17 protein-coding genes and 1 pseudogene are annotated in these 15,568 nt (G+C 46.6%); all 18 read right to left on the bottom strand.

Going from position 1 to position 15,568, the window contains the following annotated elements; translation table 11 throughout:
- A partial coding sequence (locus tag HMPREF0373_RS14140) for a DNA-methyltransferase (protein WP_021740456.1) occupies positions 1-804 on the bottom strand: 804 nt, incomplete at its 3' end.
- The gene (locus HMPREF0373_RS14135; RefSeq protein WP_021427513.1) at positions 801-3,197 is read right to left on the bottom strand and encodes a VirB4-like conjugal transfer ATPase, CD1110 family; all 2,397 of its coding nucleotides are present in this window, start codon (positions 3,195-3,197) and stop codon (positions 801-803) included. The genes HMPREF0373_RS14135 and HMPREF0373_RS14140, both read right to left, overlap by 4 nt.
- Positions 3,157-3,549 (bottom strand): PrgI family protein, encoded by a 393-nt coding sequence (locus HMPREF0373_RS14130; protein ID WP_021740455.1) that lies wholly within the window; start codon positions 3,547-3,549, stop codon positions 3,157-3,159. Before HMPREF0373_RS14130 ends, HMPREF0373_RS14135 begins: the two co-directional genes overlap by 41 nt.
- A 12-nt stretch (positions 3,550-3,561) precedes the next feature.
- Positions 3,562-4,425 (bottom strand): VirB6/TrbL-like conjugal transfer protein, CD1112 family, encoded by an 864-nt coding sequence (locus HMPREF0373_RS14125; RefSeq protein ID WP_242831218.1) that lies wholly within the window; start codon positions 4,423-4,425, stop codon positions 3,562-3,564.
- Positions 4,426-4,495: 70 nt separating this feature from the next.
- On the bottom strand, positions 4,496-4,711 hold the full coding sequence (locus HMPREF0373_RS14120; protein ID WP_021740453.1) for a Maff2 family mobile element protein: 216 nt from the start codon (positions 4,709-4,711) through the stop codon (positions 4,496-4,498).
- Positions 4,712-4,774: 63 nt separating this feature from the next.
- Positions 4,775-6,559, bottom strand: coding sequence for a VirD4-like conjugal transfer protein, CD1115 family (locus tag HMPREF0373_RS14115; protein ID WP_021393625.1), 1,785 nt, complete (start codon positions 6,557-6,559; stop codon positions 4,775-4,777).
- The gene (locus tag HMPREF0373_RS14110; protein ID WP_021427512.1) at positions 6,556-7,029 is read right to left on the bottom strand and encodes a PcfB family protein; all 474 of its coding nucleotides are present in this window, start codon (positions 7,027-7,029) and stop codon (positions 6,556-6,558) included. Before HMPREF0373_RS14110 ends, HMPREF0373_RS14115 begins: the two co-directional genes overlap by 4 nt.
- Positions 7,030-7,065: 36 nt before the next feature.
- Positions 7,066-8,028, bottom strand: a complete 963-nt coding sequence (locus HMPREF0373_RS14105; RefSeq protein ID WP_457851866.1) for a DUF6017 domain-containing protein — start codon at positions 8,026-8,028, stop codon at positions 7,066-7,068.
- Positions 8,029-8,122: 94 nt separating this feature from the next.
- Positions 8,123-8,341: a hypothetical protein gene (locus tag HMPREF0373_RS14100; protein WP_044964702.1), complete on the bottom strand. Its 219-nt coding sequence runs from the start codon at positions 8,339-8,341 to the stop codon at positions 8,123-8,125.
- Positions 8,342-8,756: 415 nt separating this feature from the next.
- Complete coding sequence (locus HMPREF0373_RS14095) at positions 8,757-9,971, bottom strand: class I SAM-dependent rRNA methyltransferase (RefSeq protein WP_021740450.1); 1,215 nt, start codon at positions 9,969-9,971, stop codon at positions 8,757-8,759.
- Positions 9,972-10,151: 180 nt separating this feature from the next.
- On the bottom strand, positions 10,152-11,096 hold the full coding sequence (gene nudC, locus HMPREF0373_RS14090; RefSeq protein WP_021740448.1) for an NAD(+) diphosphatase: 945 nt from the start codon (positions 11,094-11,096) through the stop codon (positions 10,152-10,154).
- Between the two features lie 65 nt (positions 11,097-11,161).
- Positions 11,162-11,650, bottom strand: a complete 489-nt coding sequence (locus tag HMPREF0373_RS14085) for a deoxycytidylate deaminase (protein ID WP_044964699.1) — start codon at positions 11,648-11,650, stop codon at positions 11,162-11,164.
- A 108-nt stretch (positions 11,651-11,758) separates the two neighbouring features.
- A complete protein-coding gene (locus HMPREF0373_RS14080) occupies positions 11,759-13,306 on the bottom strand; it encodes a nitrite/sulfite reductase (RefSeq protein ID WP_022035015.1) in 1,548 nt (515 codons plus the stop codon).
- A gap of 4 nt (positions 13,307-13,310) precedes the next feature.
- Entirely contained in the window at positions 13,311-13,745 is a 435-nt protein-coding gene (locus HMPREF0373_RS14075; protein WP_022035014.1) for a hypothetical protein, read from the bottom strand.
- A gap of 142 nt (positions 13,746-13,887) precedes the next feature.
- The gene (gene spoIIID / locus HMPREF0373_RS14070) at positions 13,888-14,145 is read right to left on the bottom strand and encodes a sporulation transcriptional regulator SpoIIID (protein ID WP_022035013.1); all 258 of its coding nucleotides are present in this window, start codon (positions 14,143-14,145) and stop codon (positions 13,888-13,890) included.
- A gap of 115 nt (positions 14,146-14,260) precedes the next feature.
- The gene (locus HMPREF0373_RS14065) at positions 14,261-14,866 is read right to left on the bottom strand and encodes an SAM-dependent methyltransferase (protein WP_021740443.1); all 606 of its coding nucleotides are present in this window, start codon (positions 14,864-14,866) and stop codon (positions 14,261-14,263) included.
- Between the two features lie 135 nt (positions 14,867-15,001).
- The gene (locus HMPREF0373_RS14060; RefSeq protein ID WP_022035011.1) at positions 15,002-15,223 is read right to left on the bottom strand and encodes an NUDIX domain-containing protein; all 222 of its coding nucleotides are present in this window, start codon (positions 15,221-15,223) and stop codon (positions 15,002-15,004) included.
- Between the two features lie 57 nt (positions 15,224-15,280).
- Positions 15,281-15,433 (bottom strand): annotated as a pseudogene (locus HMPREF0373_RS17410) (mannose-6-phosphate isomerase); the annotation flags it as partial.
- Positions 15,434-15,568 lie beyond the last annotated feature (135 nt).

Here is a 15,568-nt window from a genome sequence, read left to right as displayed (position 1 = left end):
GCCCGCCAAAATGCACGTTTCCGCAAGTTTGGGCGGGTATGCCGCGAAATGCCCGCCATGATACGCGACATTGTTGATCTGCCAAACGTTGCGGCGGCTGCGGACGGGGGAAATCATCTCGTCGGCGTATGCGCCCTTTTCGCGGGGGCGGTTGATTTTCTGCGGCTGGTTCTGCCCCGGAACAGTAACGGCATATTTGTTACCTTTGCCAACGCCGCTTTTCAGCCGCTCCGCCGTTGCGGGGGCTATCGGCTCGGCTACTGCTTGCCAATCGTAGTAATATTTCTTCGTCTTGGTGAGCAGAAACACATACTCATAGCAGCGTGCCGGACGGTCTTTGCAGCTTTCCGGCATAGGGTTTGTTTTGTACCAGATAATAGAACTGCGCAAATACCAACCGTCGCCCCGCAAGGCAAGGGCGACAAGCCACGGAATACCGATTAAGTCTTTCGGCTTGCAGCCGGGGGCGCGGTGGTTGACCGCCACTTGCTGCCCGTTCCTGCCTTTGGGATATTTGGGGTCTTGGTGGCCGGCTTTGCTGCCTGTGCCGCAATAAGTGTCCGCGATATTCAGCCAACAAGTACCCTCCGGCGTAAGCACCCGCTTTACCTCATGGAAAACCGCCGTAATGCGGGAAACGTATTCTTCCGGCGTCGCTTCCCGCCCGATCTGCCCGTCTGCGCCGTAGTCCCGCAAGGCATAGTAGGGCGGGGACGTTACGCAACAATCAACTGCGTTTTCCGGCAAGGTTTGAAGCACCTGCAAGCTGTCGCCGCAATAGATTTTGTCCGTTTCTATCCTCATGCCGACACCTCGCCGGGTTTGGTCGTCATGACGCGGTACAGTTCCGTATCCTGCGGGAAACGGTCAATAAAGGGCAAAATCACGTTGCCGTAGAAAATAAGCCCCTCGCCCGCGTCGGAATGGGTTACATAGGTCATTTGCTGCTGCGAAATGTTAAGCTGCTTTGCAAGGATTTCCCTGTCGCCCTGTGCTTGGTTGAGCATATACACAAAATCCGAGTTTTCAAAGATGTTCTCCACCTCGCGGGACGACAACAAATCTTTCACGTTTTGGGTGATACCTGTCGGAATACCGCCCCACTTTCTAAAACGCTTCCAAATCTCAACGCTGTACGCTGCGGTCTGTTCCTCTTTGAGCAGCAAATGAAACTCGTCGATATAGTACCGCGTCGCCTTGCCCTCGCTGCGGTTTATGGTAACTCTGTTCCAAACTTGGTCTTGGACAATGAGCATACCGAGTTTTCGTAGCTGGGTGCCGAGTTCTTTAATGTCAAAGCAGACAAGGCGGTTATGAATATCAACGTTTGTCCTATGGTTAAACACATTCAAGCTGCCGTTTACATAGAGTTCCAATGCCGACGCGATACGCTGCGCTTCCTTTTCCGGCTGCTTCTTGATTTCATTGTAGAGGTCGCCCAAAATCGGCATATTCTCCGGCTTCGGGTCTGCAAGGTAGCTGCGGTACACGCTGATAACGGCGCGGTCAATCAAGGTCTTTTCAACCGCTTCCAGCCCGTTTTTGCCGCCCATAATGAGTTCGCAAAAGGAAAGGATAAAATCGCTCTTTAAGGCTATGGGCGTGTCGCCCTCGCTGTAATTGAGGTTTATGTCCATCGGGTTAATGTACTGCGTGCTGTTCTGCGAAACCTTGATAACCTGTCCTTTCAGCCGTTCCACAAGGGGGTAATATTCCGCTTCCGGGTCGCAAATGATAATATCATCTGCGGTAATGAGAAAAGCGTTGGTGATCTCGCGCTTTGCCGAAAAACTCTTGCCGCTGCCCGGTGTGCCGAGGATAAGGCCGTTTGGGTTTTTCAGCCGTTTTCTGTCGCACAGAATCATATTGTTGGAAAGGGCGTTTAAGCCGTAATACAACGCTTCGCCGCTTTGGAACAGCTCTTGCACCGTAAAGGGGACGAAAATAGCGGTGCTGGAAGTCGTCAAGCCCCGCTGGATTTGGATTAGGTTTTCGCCCAACGGGATAGAGGACATAAGCCCCTGTTCCTGCCGGTAGTCAAGGCGGGTGAGCATACAGTTGTATTTCTGCGCGATACTTGCGGCACTGAATACATCGTTGTCCAATTTCTGCTTTGTGTCTGCCATATTCAAAACTAACAGCGTAAGCAAAAACATTCGCTCGTTCCGGCTTTGCAAATCCCGCAAAAGGTTTTTCGCTTCGCCGCCGTAGGTGGCAAGGTCGGACGGGATTATATCCATATCGTAGCCGCTGCGGATTGCCTTTTTCTGTTCCTCGATTTTCATGCGGTCAAGGTCGGTGATTTTCCGCTTGATGGTCTTGATCGCTTCGTTGTGGTCGATACTCTGAATGTGCAGATTGACGACAATCCCGTTTTCCGCTTCCATGAAGTCGGCAAGCATACGGTCTGAAAGTTCCGGCGCGGCAATCTGCAAAAAGGAAACCGCGCCAAACTTCCCGCCCATTTGAAACATTCGCCCGTCGCCAAAACGGAAAGAGGACGGGGCAATAAAGTCTTTGACGGAAAGGCCGCTTACGGGTAGCCATTCCCACGCAAAATTGAAGCGTTCTCCGTCCGGGTGGAAAAGCCCATGCAGCACTTCAAGCCGCTGCTTCCCGTCCAATACCCGCGCCGCCGCGCCGATCACCTTAAAATGGTTGAGGGTGTCCGTTTCGATACGAGCAAGCCGCGCCCGCGCCGATTTAATATCTTTTGCTTCAATGGTAAAGGTGAGAAACTTGGTCTTGATAAGCCCGTTGTTGCCGCGTTCAAGCTGCGTTTGCAGCATTTCGGTGTACTCGGCTCTGATACTGTCAAAGTCATCATTTTGCGGGGCAATCGTGATACTGCTCTTAAAATCTTCCTTGTTCGCATGGCGGCTGATTAAGGAAAGCTGCACGCCAATCGAAGCGTCAAAAGAGTTATACATATCGCAAAGGGCTTCAAAAATGGCGGTCTTGTCGTCCGGCTGCGCAAGCTGATAGTTGATGTCCTCAAACTCAATGCACTTGGAATACCGCCCGTTTGCAAGGCGGCAAATCCCGTCCTTATACATTCGCTCAAACGGTATGCTGTCCTGCGCCGTATGGGGCTTCCCGTCGCCCTTTGCCTGTCTGATAAGGGTATCTATCTGTTTTCTTTCCTGTCGGGAAAGTTTACGCTTTTCGTTTTGGGTGTTTTTCTTTTCCTTTGACAATCGCCCGTACCTCCTTATCTAATTGCTCTTGCCGCGCAAGGGCGGCATAAAAATTGTTGGTCTGATAAGGTCGCTCTTTGGGGCGAAGAAACTTCACTTCCACAAATTGCCGTATAATCACTTCCAGCGGTTGCCCGTTCTTCTCATACATGGCGAGTAGGAACATAGGCAGCATGGCAAGCACCATGCACAAAGCCGCCGTTGTCGTTCCCGCGCTGTCCTTTGTCAAAAAGAATAGCGGTAAGCCGATAGCCACCGCCGCGCTGAAACAAATTAGCTGTCGTTTCGTAAGGTTAAACATTACCTTGCTTTTGATTTTTGTTAAGTCCTTTGGGACGGTTACATACGCCATAGTCCACCTCCTTTAATGCGCGCTGAATACGGATTTTGCAAGGCTTCCCGTCTTGAAAAGTGTGAAGCACAAGAGGACGGTATAGCCCATGCAAGACCAGATCGCGCCGGATATGTCGTCGGTCGCTGCGATTGTCTGTATCAACACCGCATAAATGCCGACACACACAAGGATTAAAAACGCTTGGAAACCGAGGGCAAGCAAGGATTTCAAATAATTCTGTCCCATGCTGCCCCATTCGTGATTTACCATTGTTGCCATCGGGATAGGGGCAACGCTCGTTACAAGATATATTTCAATCATGCGCCCATACACCACAAGCATAATGCAGATTGACAGGGCTTTCATGGTAAGCCCTACAAAGAGGGATTGAAACCATAACCCCAAAAGACCGCCCACGCTCATAGCGTCCAGCTTTGTTTCTATGTCGGTGATAACGGTTGCAATATCTATGCTTGTGTCGGATAGGATAACGCCCGCGCTGTCGTTGACGACGCTCTGCGTAACGTCGAAAACACCCATGACGATGTTCCAAGTATTTGTTACCAGCAGCACCGCGACAAAGGTTTTGAAAATCCACTTGAAGAAAATCCAAGTGTCGAGATCGTGCAGATTGTTTTTCTCAATTACAAGTTGGATTAGTTCGTAGCACATGACAAAGGTAATGATAACGCCCGCAATCGGCACAATGACGTTTTCCGAAAGGCTGCGTATCATATTGAATATGCCCGCATTCCACCCGGCGGGGGTCGTGCCGACTTGCGACGCGATTTCGCCAACCTCTGTGTTTACGCTGTCAAACAGCCCGGAAAGGTTTGATAAAATCCCGTCTGTCAATATGCCCCGGAACCAATCTTCAATCATCTGCCATATCAAAAGCTAATCCCTCCTTTCCCGCGCCCTCCCGTTTCCGAGAGGGCGCGGCGGGTAGTGTTAGGTTGCGGCATTATCCGAACAGGCCGGAGAGCAGCGGTACAAGGGTAAGGCCAATCAAAGCGACGCCGCCGCCCGCCATCAACTGCTTCATGCCCTGGCTTTTTGCACCTGGGTTGTCGTTGCCATACCCCTCCATGAGGTTAATGCCGCCCCAAATGCCAAGTCCTGCGCCAAGCGCGATAACCAAAGTCTGCAATACGTCAACTGCGCTGTTGAAAAACTCCATAGAAACCTCGCTTTCTGCCGCTGTGCGGCTCAAAAAATGTTATGGAAAATGAAAATGCCGCCGTTATTCCTCGGCGGCTGTGTCCTCGTCGGACAAATCTATTTCGTATATGTCAAAGGCTTCATCGGGCTTTACGATTGCCGGACGGGTAGACATATACCGTTCCACGTCAAAAGCGTTTTTCTTGTCGAAGTCGGAAAGGTATTTGTAGTTTGGGTGTTTCGTTATATCGTATTTGTCGCTTAAAAAGGGACGTACACCGCGTAGCTGCAAAATACATTTCCCACCGTCCATAACTGCTATTTCGTCCTGTGTCATCAACTCCTTTCCTAATTTTTGATAAGTAAGTCCATGAGAAACCTGCGTGCCGCGATTTTCGGAAGTGTTGAAACTGTCGATTGTTTCCCGTCCCAAGTTATCCGAAATATCCTTTGCATTTTTCCCACGTCCTCCCAAAAACAAGGTGCTGTCGGCATTATCAAGTATGATTTCTGCCGCGTCCTTGTAAATGGCTTTTAGCTGGCTCTGCGATTGCAGAATGATAGAAGCGGACATTTCCCTGCTGCGGATTGTGGCAATCAGTTTATCAAATCGGGGTATCTGTCCGATGTTCGCAAACTCATCAAGCAAAAAGCGGACATGAACAGGCAATTTGCCGTTGTATTCGTCGTCCGCTTTATCACAAAGCAAATTGAAAAGCTGCGATTGCAAAATAGCGATAACAAAATTAAAGGTGTCGTCGGTATCGCTCATTATGAGGAAAAGCGCGGTTTTCCTGTCGCCCAATGTATCAAGTTCCAATTCATCATAGGACATGAGTTCCCGGAGTTCCTCTATATCAAAAGGGGCAAGACGCGCACCGCAAGAAATAAGGATTGACTTTGCCGTTTTGCCCGCCGCCAATTTGTATTTTTTATATTGCTTCACCGCGAAATGGTCGGGGCTGCGTTCTTCCAAATCGGCAAAGAGCAGATCAACGGGGCTTTGGTATTCCTCGTCGTCCTCGCGTGCTTCGCTTGCATTGATAAGTTCAAGCAGCGTTGTAAAGTTCATTTCCTCGGCGGGGGCTTCATACCAAATGTAGCCGATCAACGCGCAATATAATAACCTCTCGGCTTTCACCCAAAAATCTTCCGCGCTTTTTTCTCCCTCGCCTTTGGTATTGACAATAAGGGTATTGACAACCTTTAACACGTCCTTTTCGCTGCGGATATAGACAAACGGGTTATAGTGCATACTTTTCCGAAAGTTTATCGTATTCAGTACCTTAATGCGGTAGCCTGCCCGTTGCAGCAGCTTTCCGCACTCGATTAGGACGGTGCCTTTCGGGTCTGTCAAGACATAGGAAGAATGAAGTTGCATTAAATTAGGCTTTACGAAAAACCTTGTTTTTCCGCTGCCGCTGCCGCCGATCACCACGACGTTTTTATTTCTCGCGTATTTCGGCTGCTTCGGGCGGCTGTTCATGGTAAGCCGTTCGGTCTGCGTCAAAATGATGTTGTTCTGAAAATCCGGGTCGATATAGGGCTTTATATCTTCGGCGTTGCCCCAACGTGCGCTGCCGTATTCTGCGCCCTTGCGGTATTTCTTCGCGTTTTTCCCTTTGACATAGACAATCAGACGGATAACCACCGCACCGACAATGCCGATAAGCAAATCCAGCGGGTGAACGCTCGGCAAGGCATTTGAAAACGCTTCGGAAAATCCCTGTGTGATATTGAGTATCTTTTCGGAAATATCCGCGCCGGGGGCAAGCCGCACCGCCTGTCCCACCTTATCAAAGAGATAGACAAAGAACACATAGGGGATATTCGGGATTATCAGCTTTTTGTAGTTTATCTGCTTCATATCTCGCGCCCCCTGTCTATTTTCTTTACCTTGTCGCGGGCGGCGTTAAGCTGCTTCGCCTTGTCCTTTGCTGCGGCAAGGGCTTTGCGGATAGAGGGCTTTTTATCCCTAATCAGCTTCTTTGCGGAAAACTCTTGAAACGCTGCGGTCATAACGTCCGCGTCCCTGCCTTTGAAAAACACAAGGTAACGGGTCTGTTCGCCCTTAACCTTTTTCAAAGAAAAATCTATGTTGTACTTCTTCGCGGTACTCTCAAAGGCTTTGATATTGCTGTCGGTGATCTCGATGTTGGAAACACCCGCATTTTGCTTCATAAGCTGCCGCATGGTCTGTTTCCCATGCGGGGCTTTGCTTTTCTGCTCCAAAAACTTTTGGATTGCTTTCTGCAACGCCTGTTCGGTAAGCCTTGCCGCGCCTTTTCCCACGTTGACGGATAGGGCAATCGTTTTTTGGGTTACTTCCTCCTGCAAGGTATCAACTCCTTTCCCGGTAAACTGCGGCTATGCTCATTTGCTGCCGTAAAAGTCGTGATTGACAAGGGCGGTATAGTAGCTGTCAATGGTACTCGGCGCGTTGAACAGCACCGCTTTAAGATACTGCTTGATGTTGCGGATTTTGGTTGTGTTCTCCCTCATGCAGTCCAAAACAAACTCAACGTGGCTGCTGTTCAGCTTCATAAACTTTGATTTGACAAGTTCGGCGGGGTAGTCGTCCCCGGCGATACGGATTGTCTTTCGGGCTGTGCAGACGGTTTCCAGCATGAGGTCAACAATCTCATTTAGGCGGTCTGCGTCGATTTTGCAGTTTTGAATGAGATGGTCGTATTCGATATTGTCCTTGATAATTTCCCTGTAAACCTCTACTGCGCTATTGCTTTTCGCTTCCGTTCTTTTCCTTTCCGGCGGCGTAGCCGCTTCGCCCTGTGCAAAGGGCAAGGGATTTAGGGAATGGAAAGGAATGGAATGGGTACTTGATAAATCAGTAATTGATTGTTCTTTACTTGATATATCTTTATTTAATTGCGTTGGATTTTCCAACGTAGGTTTTTCCAACGTTGGATTATCCAATGTTGGATTTTCCAATGTAGGTAAATCCGATATAGGCGGCTGTTCGCCGCTGGTAGCTGCTTCCGGCTCTCGCGGCTGCGGCTGCTCATATATGACATAATCCGCGCCCCGCAAGCGTCCTTTCTCGTCGCGCTCCCGGCTGCGGACGATATACCCGGCTTTTTCGAGTTCCTTTACCGCTTCGCGGATTGCGTCGATCTTTTCCCGGTTGATATGGGATAAGCCCGCAAGGGTATAATCCCAATCCTCCGGCAAGGACAACATTTGCGAAAGCAAGCCTTTTGCCTTTAAGGTGAGTTCCTTGTTTCGCAAGTGGTGGTTGCTCATAACGGTATATCCCGTATTGCGTTCCACTCTGAAAACTGCCATTTTCATCACTTCCTCTCTTGGTCTGCGTGGAATATTAGAAAGCCGTTTTCGGCTGTTTTGGTATTGCAATATGCCCTTTGCCGTTTTCGCGTCTGCAAAGCCGCATGGCGTAAGGCTTTTTACCCGTCTATTTGTCCATGCTGGCGGGCGTTTTCCGCGTCCTCTTGCCGGGGCAGTAGGGACACTCTTTGAAAACGCAAAACTCATATTTCCATTGTGGGCGGTAGAAACGGCAAGTGCCGCAATCTTCATCACCTCCGGCACAGCCGGATTGATAGCGGTCAAATCCCGGCTTCTGCTGCATGAGCAGTTCAAACGCCCGCTGCTTGCCCTCTGTGAAATACATTCCGGCTGCGCCTCCTTTCCTGCGAGCATAAAAAAACGCCACAACTTATTTCAAGCTGTGGCGTGGTATGCAGAAAGGGACGCTATCTCTCGATAACGTCCCTTTTGCTTGGTTATTCACTTGTAACCTGTTTGCCCGCTGTCCATAAACGCGATGATTTAAGGGCTTTTGCTTGTTTTCTTATCTCACCGCGCTTAAACCAGCGGATTTTTTTATTGAAATAACAAAATATCTAAACTGAGCACTATCTTTTTCTGCATAAAATCAGTGTCTCCACTACACCATTTACTACACCATTTTGATATCAAACTACACCATTTTGCGATAATTTACACCATTTTTGTCACTTTATATATCAGTGTCTAAAAGTGCCTCAACCCCAGTAAATACAAGGCTTTGCAGGCTTTTTTCTCTACTATTTTTCATCAACAACCTGAAAAATGAAGAATTTCAAATAATAAGATTCCTCTGCTGCCCACAGAATCGGATGATCTGCCGCCTGTGTCCGAAATTCCACCTGACGCAGTCTCTTATGCGTAGCACGCGCCGCCTCACGGATGGTCTTTGCCAATAATTCCTGTGTCATAAAATGAGAACAGGAACAGGTTGCCAGATAACCGCCGTCCTTCACAAGCTTCAGCCCTTTCATGTTAATCTCACGGTAGCCCTTGATCGCATTTTTTGTTGCCTGACGAGATTTTGTAAATGCCGGTGGATCCAGAATAACCACATCGTATTTTTCTCCGGCTGCAGCCAGTTTCGGAAGTTCATCCAGTACATTTGCCGCACGGAATGTTACCGTATCACTCAGACTGTTACGTTTTGCATTTTCTGTCGCCTGTTCCACCGCAAATTCAGAAATATCCAAACCGGTCACTTCACTGGCTCCCGCTATTCCGGCATTCAATGCAAAAGTTCCCATATGAGTAAAGCAGTCCAACACACGTTTGCCCTTACACAATTTCTGAATCGCCAGACGATTGTATTTCTGATCCAGGAAAAATCCGGTTTTCTGGCCATTCACTACATCCACCATATAACGAACGCCATTTTCCGTAATTTCCACGTTTGTATCAAATTCTGCTCCAATGAAACCTTTTACCCTGCTCAGACCTTCTTTTTCCCGCTCCTTCGCATCACTACGCTCATAAACACCTCGAATCTGAATGCCATCTTTCTGCAAAATCTGCTTCATCAGATTAGCCAACTGTTCTTTATAACGCTCCATCCCAAGAGTCAGACATTCCATGACAAGCACATCTTCGTATTTGTCAATAACAATTCCCGGCAAAAAATCTGCTTCACCAAATACCAGACGGCAGGAAGAAGTATCCACCGTATCCTTTCGATAATTCCATGCATTCTGCAGACGCATCTGAAAAAATGACTCATCAATTTCCTGATTTACATGCCTCGTCAAAAGGCGCACACGAATTTTGGAATTCTGGTTGATATACCCTTTTCCCATCGGATAACCATCAAAATCATGTACGATCACAAGATCACCATTATGAAAACGTCCTGTGATCGTTTCGATCTCATTATTAAAAACCCAGGCTCCGCCTGCTTTAATCGTGCGCCCTTCTCCTTTTTTCAGTGTTACAATTGCCACATTCTCCTGTTTTATCATATTGCTTTCTATACTCCTGTTATTCTATTGCTTACCTTTTATCGCTTATTTTGTAAAGCGGACATTCGCACGAGAAGAAATGATTGCTTCGCAATCGTGTTCGGTGCGTGCAAGAAAGCTGTGCTTTGGATAATTTTCTTCGCGTAAGTGTGCGATAGAAGACTTTCCTGCCATCTCTCCTCACAGGCAGAGATGTCCATACTCAATCATATCCTGCTTAAATTTGCATATCATCTCATTCGTCAATGCAAAATTATCCGGGATTTCAAAAATTTCTTCCGGTGTCACCCATTTCGCCATGGCCAGCTCATCTTCCTGAATAATAATATCATCCGCTCCATCCAGCTCACAGAAAAATCCAAACAGCAGACTCTCGGAATAAGGCCACGGCTGACTTTTGTAGTATCTCAGATTTTTCACATGCAGATGCGTCTCTTCATATACTTCCCGGGCAACAGTTTCCTCAATGGTTTCACCGATTTCTGCAAAACCTGCGATCAACGCATAATGATCTCGAAAACCGTTCTTATACCAGCTCACCAGAATCTTTCCCTCATGCATTACACCCACGATCACACAGGGGCAGATCTTTGGATATTCCATCTGACCACAGACCGGACAACGCATCATCCGTTCCCGCCCATCCGGGATCATCCGGGTTCCGCAGCCACCACAAAACCGATGTGCCGCATACCATCCTGCCAGCTGGGCACCTACAAGTCCTGCATAGCACATATGCTGCGGAGCCGCCCCGCGCAGGTATCGCGTAGTTTCATAATGAAATACAATTTCTTCTTCCGAAAGCAATGTCTGCTCCGTTGCAGAATTTTTTCTCTGATTTTCAACAGACCGACAAAGATGCATCAGATTCAATTCTTCCCGGTCTTTGTACTGATGCTGCTGATAGAGGAAAAAACGCTCCTCCCCAACAGCAAACAGATATACAAAACGATCTCCGTTCTGTACCTGCGATTTTATTTCCGCATATCGTGGAAAACAAATGGCATTCTGTACGCCACGCACCAATATTTTCCGTTCCTGCATACAGATCACCCAGTCATCCTTTTCCGGCTGTACATTATGCCACTCATTGTATAAATGCAATGGTGCGATATCCTGTATCATTTCTTTCGTTTACCTGCCTTGTTTTTCTTTTTGTCTGTTCTTATTTTACTTCTGTCTGTTTCTAATCAATATCCAAAGCTTCCTGCCAGAGATTCATCATCATCAATCCACTGCTGCACATGGATCATCCGGTATTCATCCTTAGAATCCCGGATATACACCCGGTCAATACCGGCATTAATGATCATACGCTTGCACATGGAACAACTGTTGGAATTTTTGACATATTCCCCCGTATCCACTTCTTTTCCAACCAGATATAACGTACTTCCGATCATTTTTCCTCTGGAAGCACTGATGATGGCATTCGCCTCTGCATGCACACTGCGGCAAAGTTCATAGCGTTCACCTCTTGGTACATTCATTTTCTGCCGGATACAGATACCCAGATCAGAACAATTCTTTCTGCCTCTTGGTGCACCTACATAACCAGTAGAAATTACTTCATCATTTTTCACAATAACTGCGCCATAATGTCGACGCAGACAGGTTCCTCTCTGCCCGACAATCTCTGCCAGATCCAGATAATAATTAATTTTATCCCGACGTTCCAACACTTACTCCTCCTTCATCCCCCTGCTGTTCTTCTGATTCTTCCCCTTCCGGTCTCTTATAGACTTATAGCAAATCACCTGAATACAAGTTCCGGTTTCGGTCATATCTTATAAATAATTTGCTGCAACTGCATCAATCCCTTGTGGATTCTTCTCAGCCCATTTTTTATAATCCATGCCGGAAGCAGCCACCGTCTGTCCCAGTTCTACCAAAAACTGTGGTATCACCGCTTCTTCCATAGTTCCGATCTCACGACCCATCCGTTCCTCGCCCTGACGTTCCTCACCATTGGCGAACAGCACAAACGCATTTTTCATCTGATCATCCACACGCTTCACTGCTCCCCGAAAACCGATCACACCGGTCTGATGTGTACCACAGGAAGACGGGCAGCCGGAAATATGTATCTGCGGCAGCGCACCATTCGGAATCTCTGCTTTACGAACAGCTTCCACGCACGCATGCAGTAATGCCTGGGAATCACGCAGACCCACCTGACAAATGGATGCACCAATACAGCTGACACTTGTCTCAAAAACAGTCTCTGCACTGTCCGGTGTTGCTTTCAGCACTTTTTCAACTTCAGTTCCGGTCAGATTGATAATATATGCTGTTTCATCCGGCGCAAGACGGATCTCCACATCCTCCATATTCCGAATCACATCAGAGAGCGCACACAGTTCTTCTACGTTCGGCTGACCACCGATCGGATGCCAGATAACCGTATACAGAGCCTCGCTTTGCTTCTGTGGTAAAATACGCGCGCCGGAAATTCGGACACCATCGCCTTTTTTCATCACAGGTTCAGTTTTCACACAAATTTTCAGATCTTCTCCGGAAGCCAGCACCTCCTCCAGTTTTTTCTGATATGCTTTCACATAATTTTCTGCACCCCCACAGATTTCCTGCATATAACGGGTTCTTGCTTTTCCACGATTCTCATAATTTCCATACGCCCGGAAAGTCAGCCACATTGCCTTGATGTAATACAAGATCATTTCCGGTTCCACTGCTTCTGCTACCTTTACACCAAATCTCGCATGATTGCCAAGACCACCGGCACTGTACACATCAAACTTCCCTTCTTTTGTTGCCACAAAACCAAGATCACGGTACGTTGCATGTGGAATATTTTTCGGAGAATTAGAAAAACATACCTTTAATTTACGCGGCATTTTTTCTGCATTAATAAATGTCATCAAATATTCTCCAGCTGCTTCTGCCCATGGACGCACATCAAAATACTCATCCGCTTCCACACCGGACAACGGAGAACACATCACATTTCGTGGAAAATCTCCACCGCCACCCATAGTCACAATTCCAACATCCAGTGCATCTTCCATAATCCGGCACAGTTCCTCCTGCTGCAGATCATGAAGCTGGATTGTCTCACAAGTAGTAAAATGTGCTTTTTTCACATTGTACTTGCGAATTGCTTCTGCGATAAATGCCAGTTTTTCCTTCGTCACACGACCAGCCGGCATACGCAGACGCAGCATACTTGCTTTCCCATCTTTCTGAGCATAGCTTCCATATCGTCCGGAATAGCCCTTGTAATCTCCTTTGCTCATCTCACCATTGTAAAACGCTTTTGTTTTTTCCCTAAAATCCGGCATATCAGCCTTCCATGACTGTGCATCTATTTTATTCATAATATTACATTTCCTCGCTTTCATTCATCTTCTCTGTAATCAATCCAATCTGACAGAAAACTGGATAGAGATAACTTGCCCCAAACGTTCCGATTTTCTTTGGCCCGCTGACCACCACACCCTCTGCCTGTTTCTCCAGGACGCGTCTGGCGGATAGCAGGATTGTCGCCTGCGTGATCGACTTTTCTTTGCGATTCACAAACATCTCATGCCCTTTTATAATATAGGTAAACGGTATTCCCTTTACCGTACAAAAATATGTCTGTTCCAGTTCGCATAAGACCTGCCACAGAAACTCTGAGGACAAATTTTCCGGGCAATGTCGTATCTCAGATAAATGCATGTTCCATGCATCCATTGCCTTATTCCCTTTTCCCAAATTCACTGTATCCTTGTTTTTCATATTTGGATATATTCCAGACCATATCTCTGCACTCATAGATTTCTCTTTTCCTTCGACGAATTCTAATTTTCTTTTTATTCTAACATGATTTACAAAGGTTGTAAAATCAGAGATACTAACGCAACAAAAATGCACCAAAGCACATTTTTCCATTTGCTTTGATGCATTTCATCTTAAATCAGATATGATGTTGATGAAGATATTTTTCTCTCGTCGCCATTCCCCCACGAATGTGACGCTCCGATTTGTTAACATCCAGAACCACTCTTGTCTTTACAGCAAGAGCCGGACTGATCTGTCTGAGGCGTTCGGTGATGTCTTTATGTACCGTCGACTTACTAATTCCATACTTTTTTGCCGCCTGACGCACCGTTGCATTGTTGTCTATGATATATCGTGCAATTTCCATTGCCCGTTCCTCGATATAACCTTTCACGAAAACTCCCCACATAGTTTGCTTTTTTACAATCTATGCGGGGAGCTTTTGATGTATGTCTGCATTAAAGTTTTCTTAAACAGACTTTTCAACTCTCACATGTGTTCGGCTTGAATTATTTCTTCAGCTCAAAAATCACAATTTTCTCCCGCGGATCATTCCCCGGAAACAAATCTTTGCAATCAATTTCATCTACAAACATCAACTCATCCACTGTCATCATATAAGAAATGTATTCATCTGTCGGATAATAAAAAAACAGTTGCATCTCACGCAGATTTGCATAATAAGAATCAAGAATGCGACCCACTACGCGCTTCAGAAGTTCCAACGAAAATGGATTAAAAAAGTAACATCGGTCTACAGTTTCCGGCACTTTAAATGTTTCAGCATTTGCCTGCACAAAATCCACACGATCTGAAACTACCGAATCCGCTTTGTTTTCCATGGCTCGTCCAAAAATCCGTTCATCATACTCGACACCTATGGAATTACATCTGGTCTGATATGCCAGAAAAAAGTCCACACGACCTTTTCCACAGCCATAGTCAATCACTGTATTTCCTTTGCGGATACAACCGGAATTTGCCAGCCGCTCCAACACACAATACGGTGTCGGTTCATAAGGAAATCTATGTTCATCAGAGTGGGAATCATCCCGCCCCATTGTTCGAATATGTAATAGTTTGTCCCATCTTGTCTCGTTTTTATCTTCTCTCATGAGTTTTTCACCTTTTTTGCTTTGTCGTTTTATTCCACAAAATAAACGAACTCTGAAACTCTAAAAAATCTCCCAGAAACTGCATACCTTCCTGCCATATCTGCTCCGGGAGACTTTCTATTTTCTGAATGGAATTCATTTATCATATCCTGTCTCTTCTTTTAATTTACGAACTGCTGCCTGATCCGGTGTCTCTCCCGAATCAATCAGCCCACATGGAAGTTCTGTCTGCCAGGAACGGATTGAATAACAATACTCTCTTAAGGTAATAATATTTTCCCCATGAAACAGAAGTATACTGACTCTCTCAAGCATATCAAGGTAATCATACGGTCTTACATTTCCATTAACACGCACCTCATCCTATACGACATAGAAACATCCTAATTTTATCTTCTCTGACTTTATTGTCTCAACCGCAAATGCTTTCTTGTTATGCTGAGCTCGCTTCTTACCATCTTTTCCCACGCGTCCATAATCATAAACACAATAAATCACATTCGAATTCTGCTGGATTTCTGCAATCAGATTTCCTTTTCCGATAACATGGTTTGTTGCTGAGTGAACTACCCATTGTCTAAAGCCAATGGGCTTCCTGCTTCGCAGACCTCGTAACCTACTATCTCCACAGGCGTTAATTCGGACAGTCCCTGTCCTATATTCTTATTCCTTTTATGCTATTTGTCTTAATCCTTCTTCCAG

Origin of the sequence: Eubacterium ramulus ATCC 29099 (genome assembly GCF_000469345.1) — a bacterium.
GTDB lineage: Bacteria > Bacillota > Clostridia > Lachnospirales > Lachnospiraceae > Eubacterium_I > Eubacterium_I ramulus.
This window is presented reverse-complemented; position numbering and strand designations above follow the sequence as displayed.

Bases quoted from the DNA above. Each gene is read 5' to 3' on its own strand.
- HMPREF0373_RS14095 (WP_021740450.1), bottom strand. From the start codon at position 9,971: ATGATAAAACAGGAGAATGTGGCAATTGTAACACTGAAAAAAGGAGAA.
- HMPREF0373_RS14130 (WP_021740455.1), bottom strand. From the start codon at position 3,549: ATGGCGTATGTAACCGTCCCAAAGGACTTAACAAAAATCAAAAGCAAG.
- HMPREF0373_RS14100 (WP_044964702.1), bottom strand. From the start codon at position 8,341: ATGTATTTCACAGAGGGCAAGCAGCGGGCGTTTGAACTGCTCATGCAG.
- HMPREF0373_RS14115 (WP_021393625.1), bottom strand. From the start codon at position 6,559: ATGAAGCAGATAAACTACAAAAAGCTGATAATCCCGAATATCCCCTAT.
- HMPREF0373_RS14075 (WP_022035014.1), bottom strand. From the start codon at position 13,745: ATGAGTGCAGAGATATGGTCTGGAATATATCCAAATATGAAAAACAAG.
- nudC (WP_021740448.1), bottom strand. From the start codon at position 11,096: ATGATACAGGATATCGCACCATTGCATTTATACAATGAGTGGCATAAT.
- HMPREF0373_RS14120 (WP_021740453.1), bottom strand. From the start codon at position 4,711: ATGGAGTTTTTCAACAGCGCAGTTGACGTATTGCAGACTTTGGTTATC.
- HMPREF0373_RS14080 (WP_022035015.1), bottom strand. From the start codon at position 13,306: ATGAATAAAATAGATGCACAGTCATGGAAGGCTGATATGCCGGATTTT.
- HMPREF0373_RS14065 (WP_021740443.1), bottom strand. From the start codon at position 14,866: ATGAGAGAAGATAAAAACGAGACAAGATGGGACAAACTATTACATATT.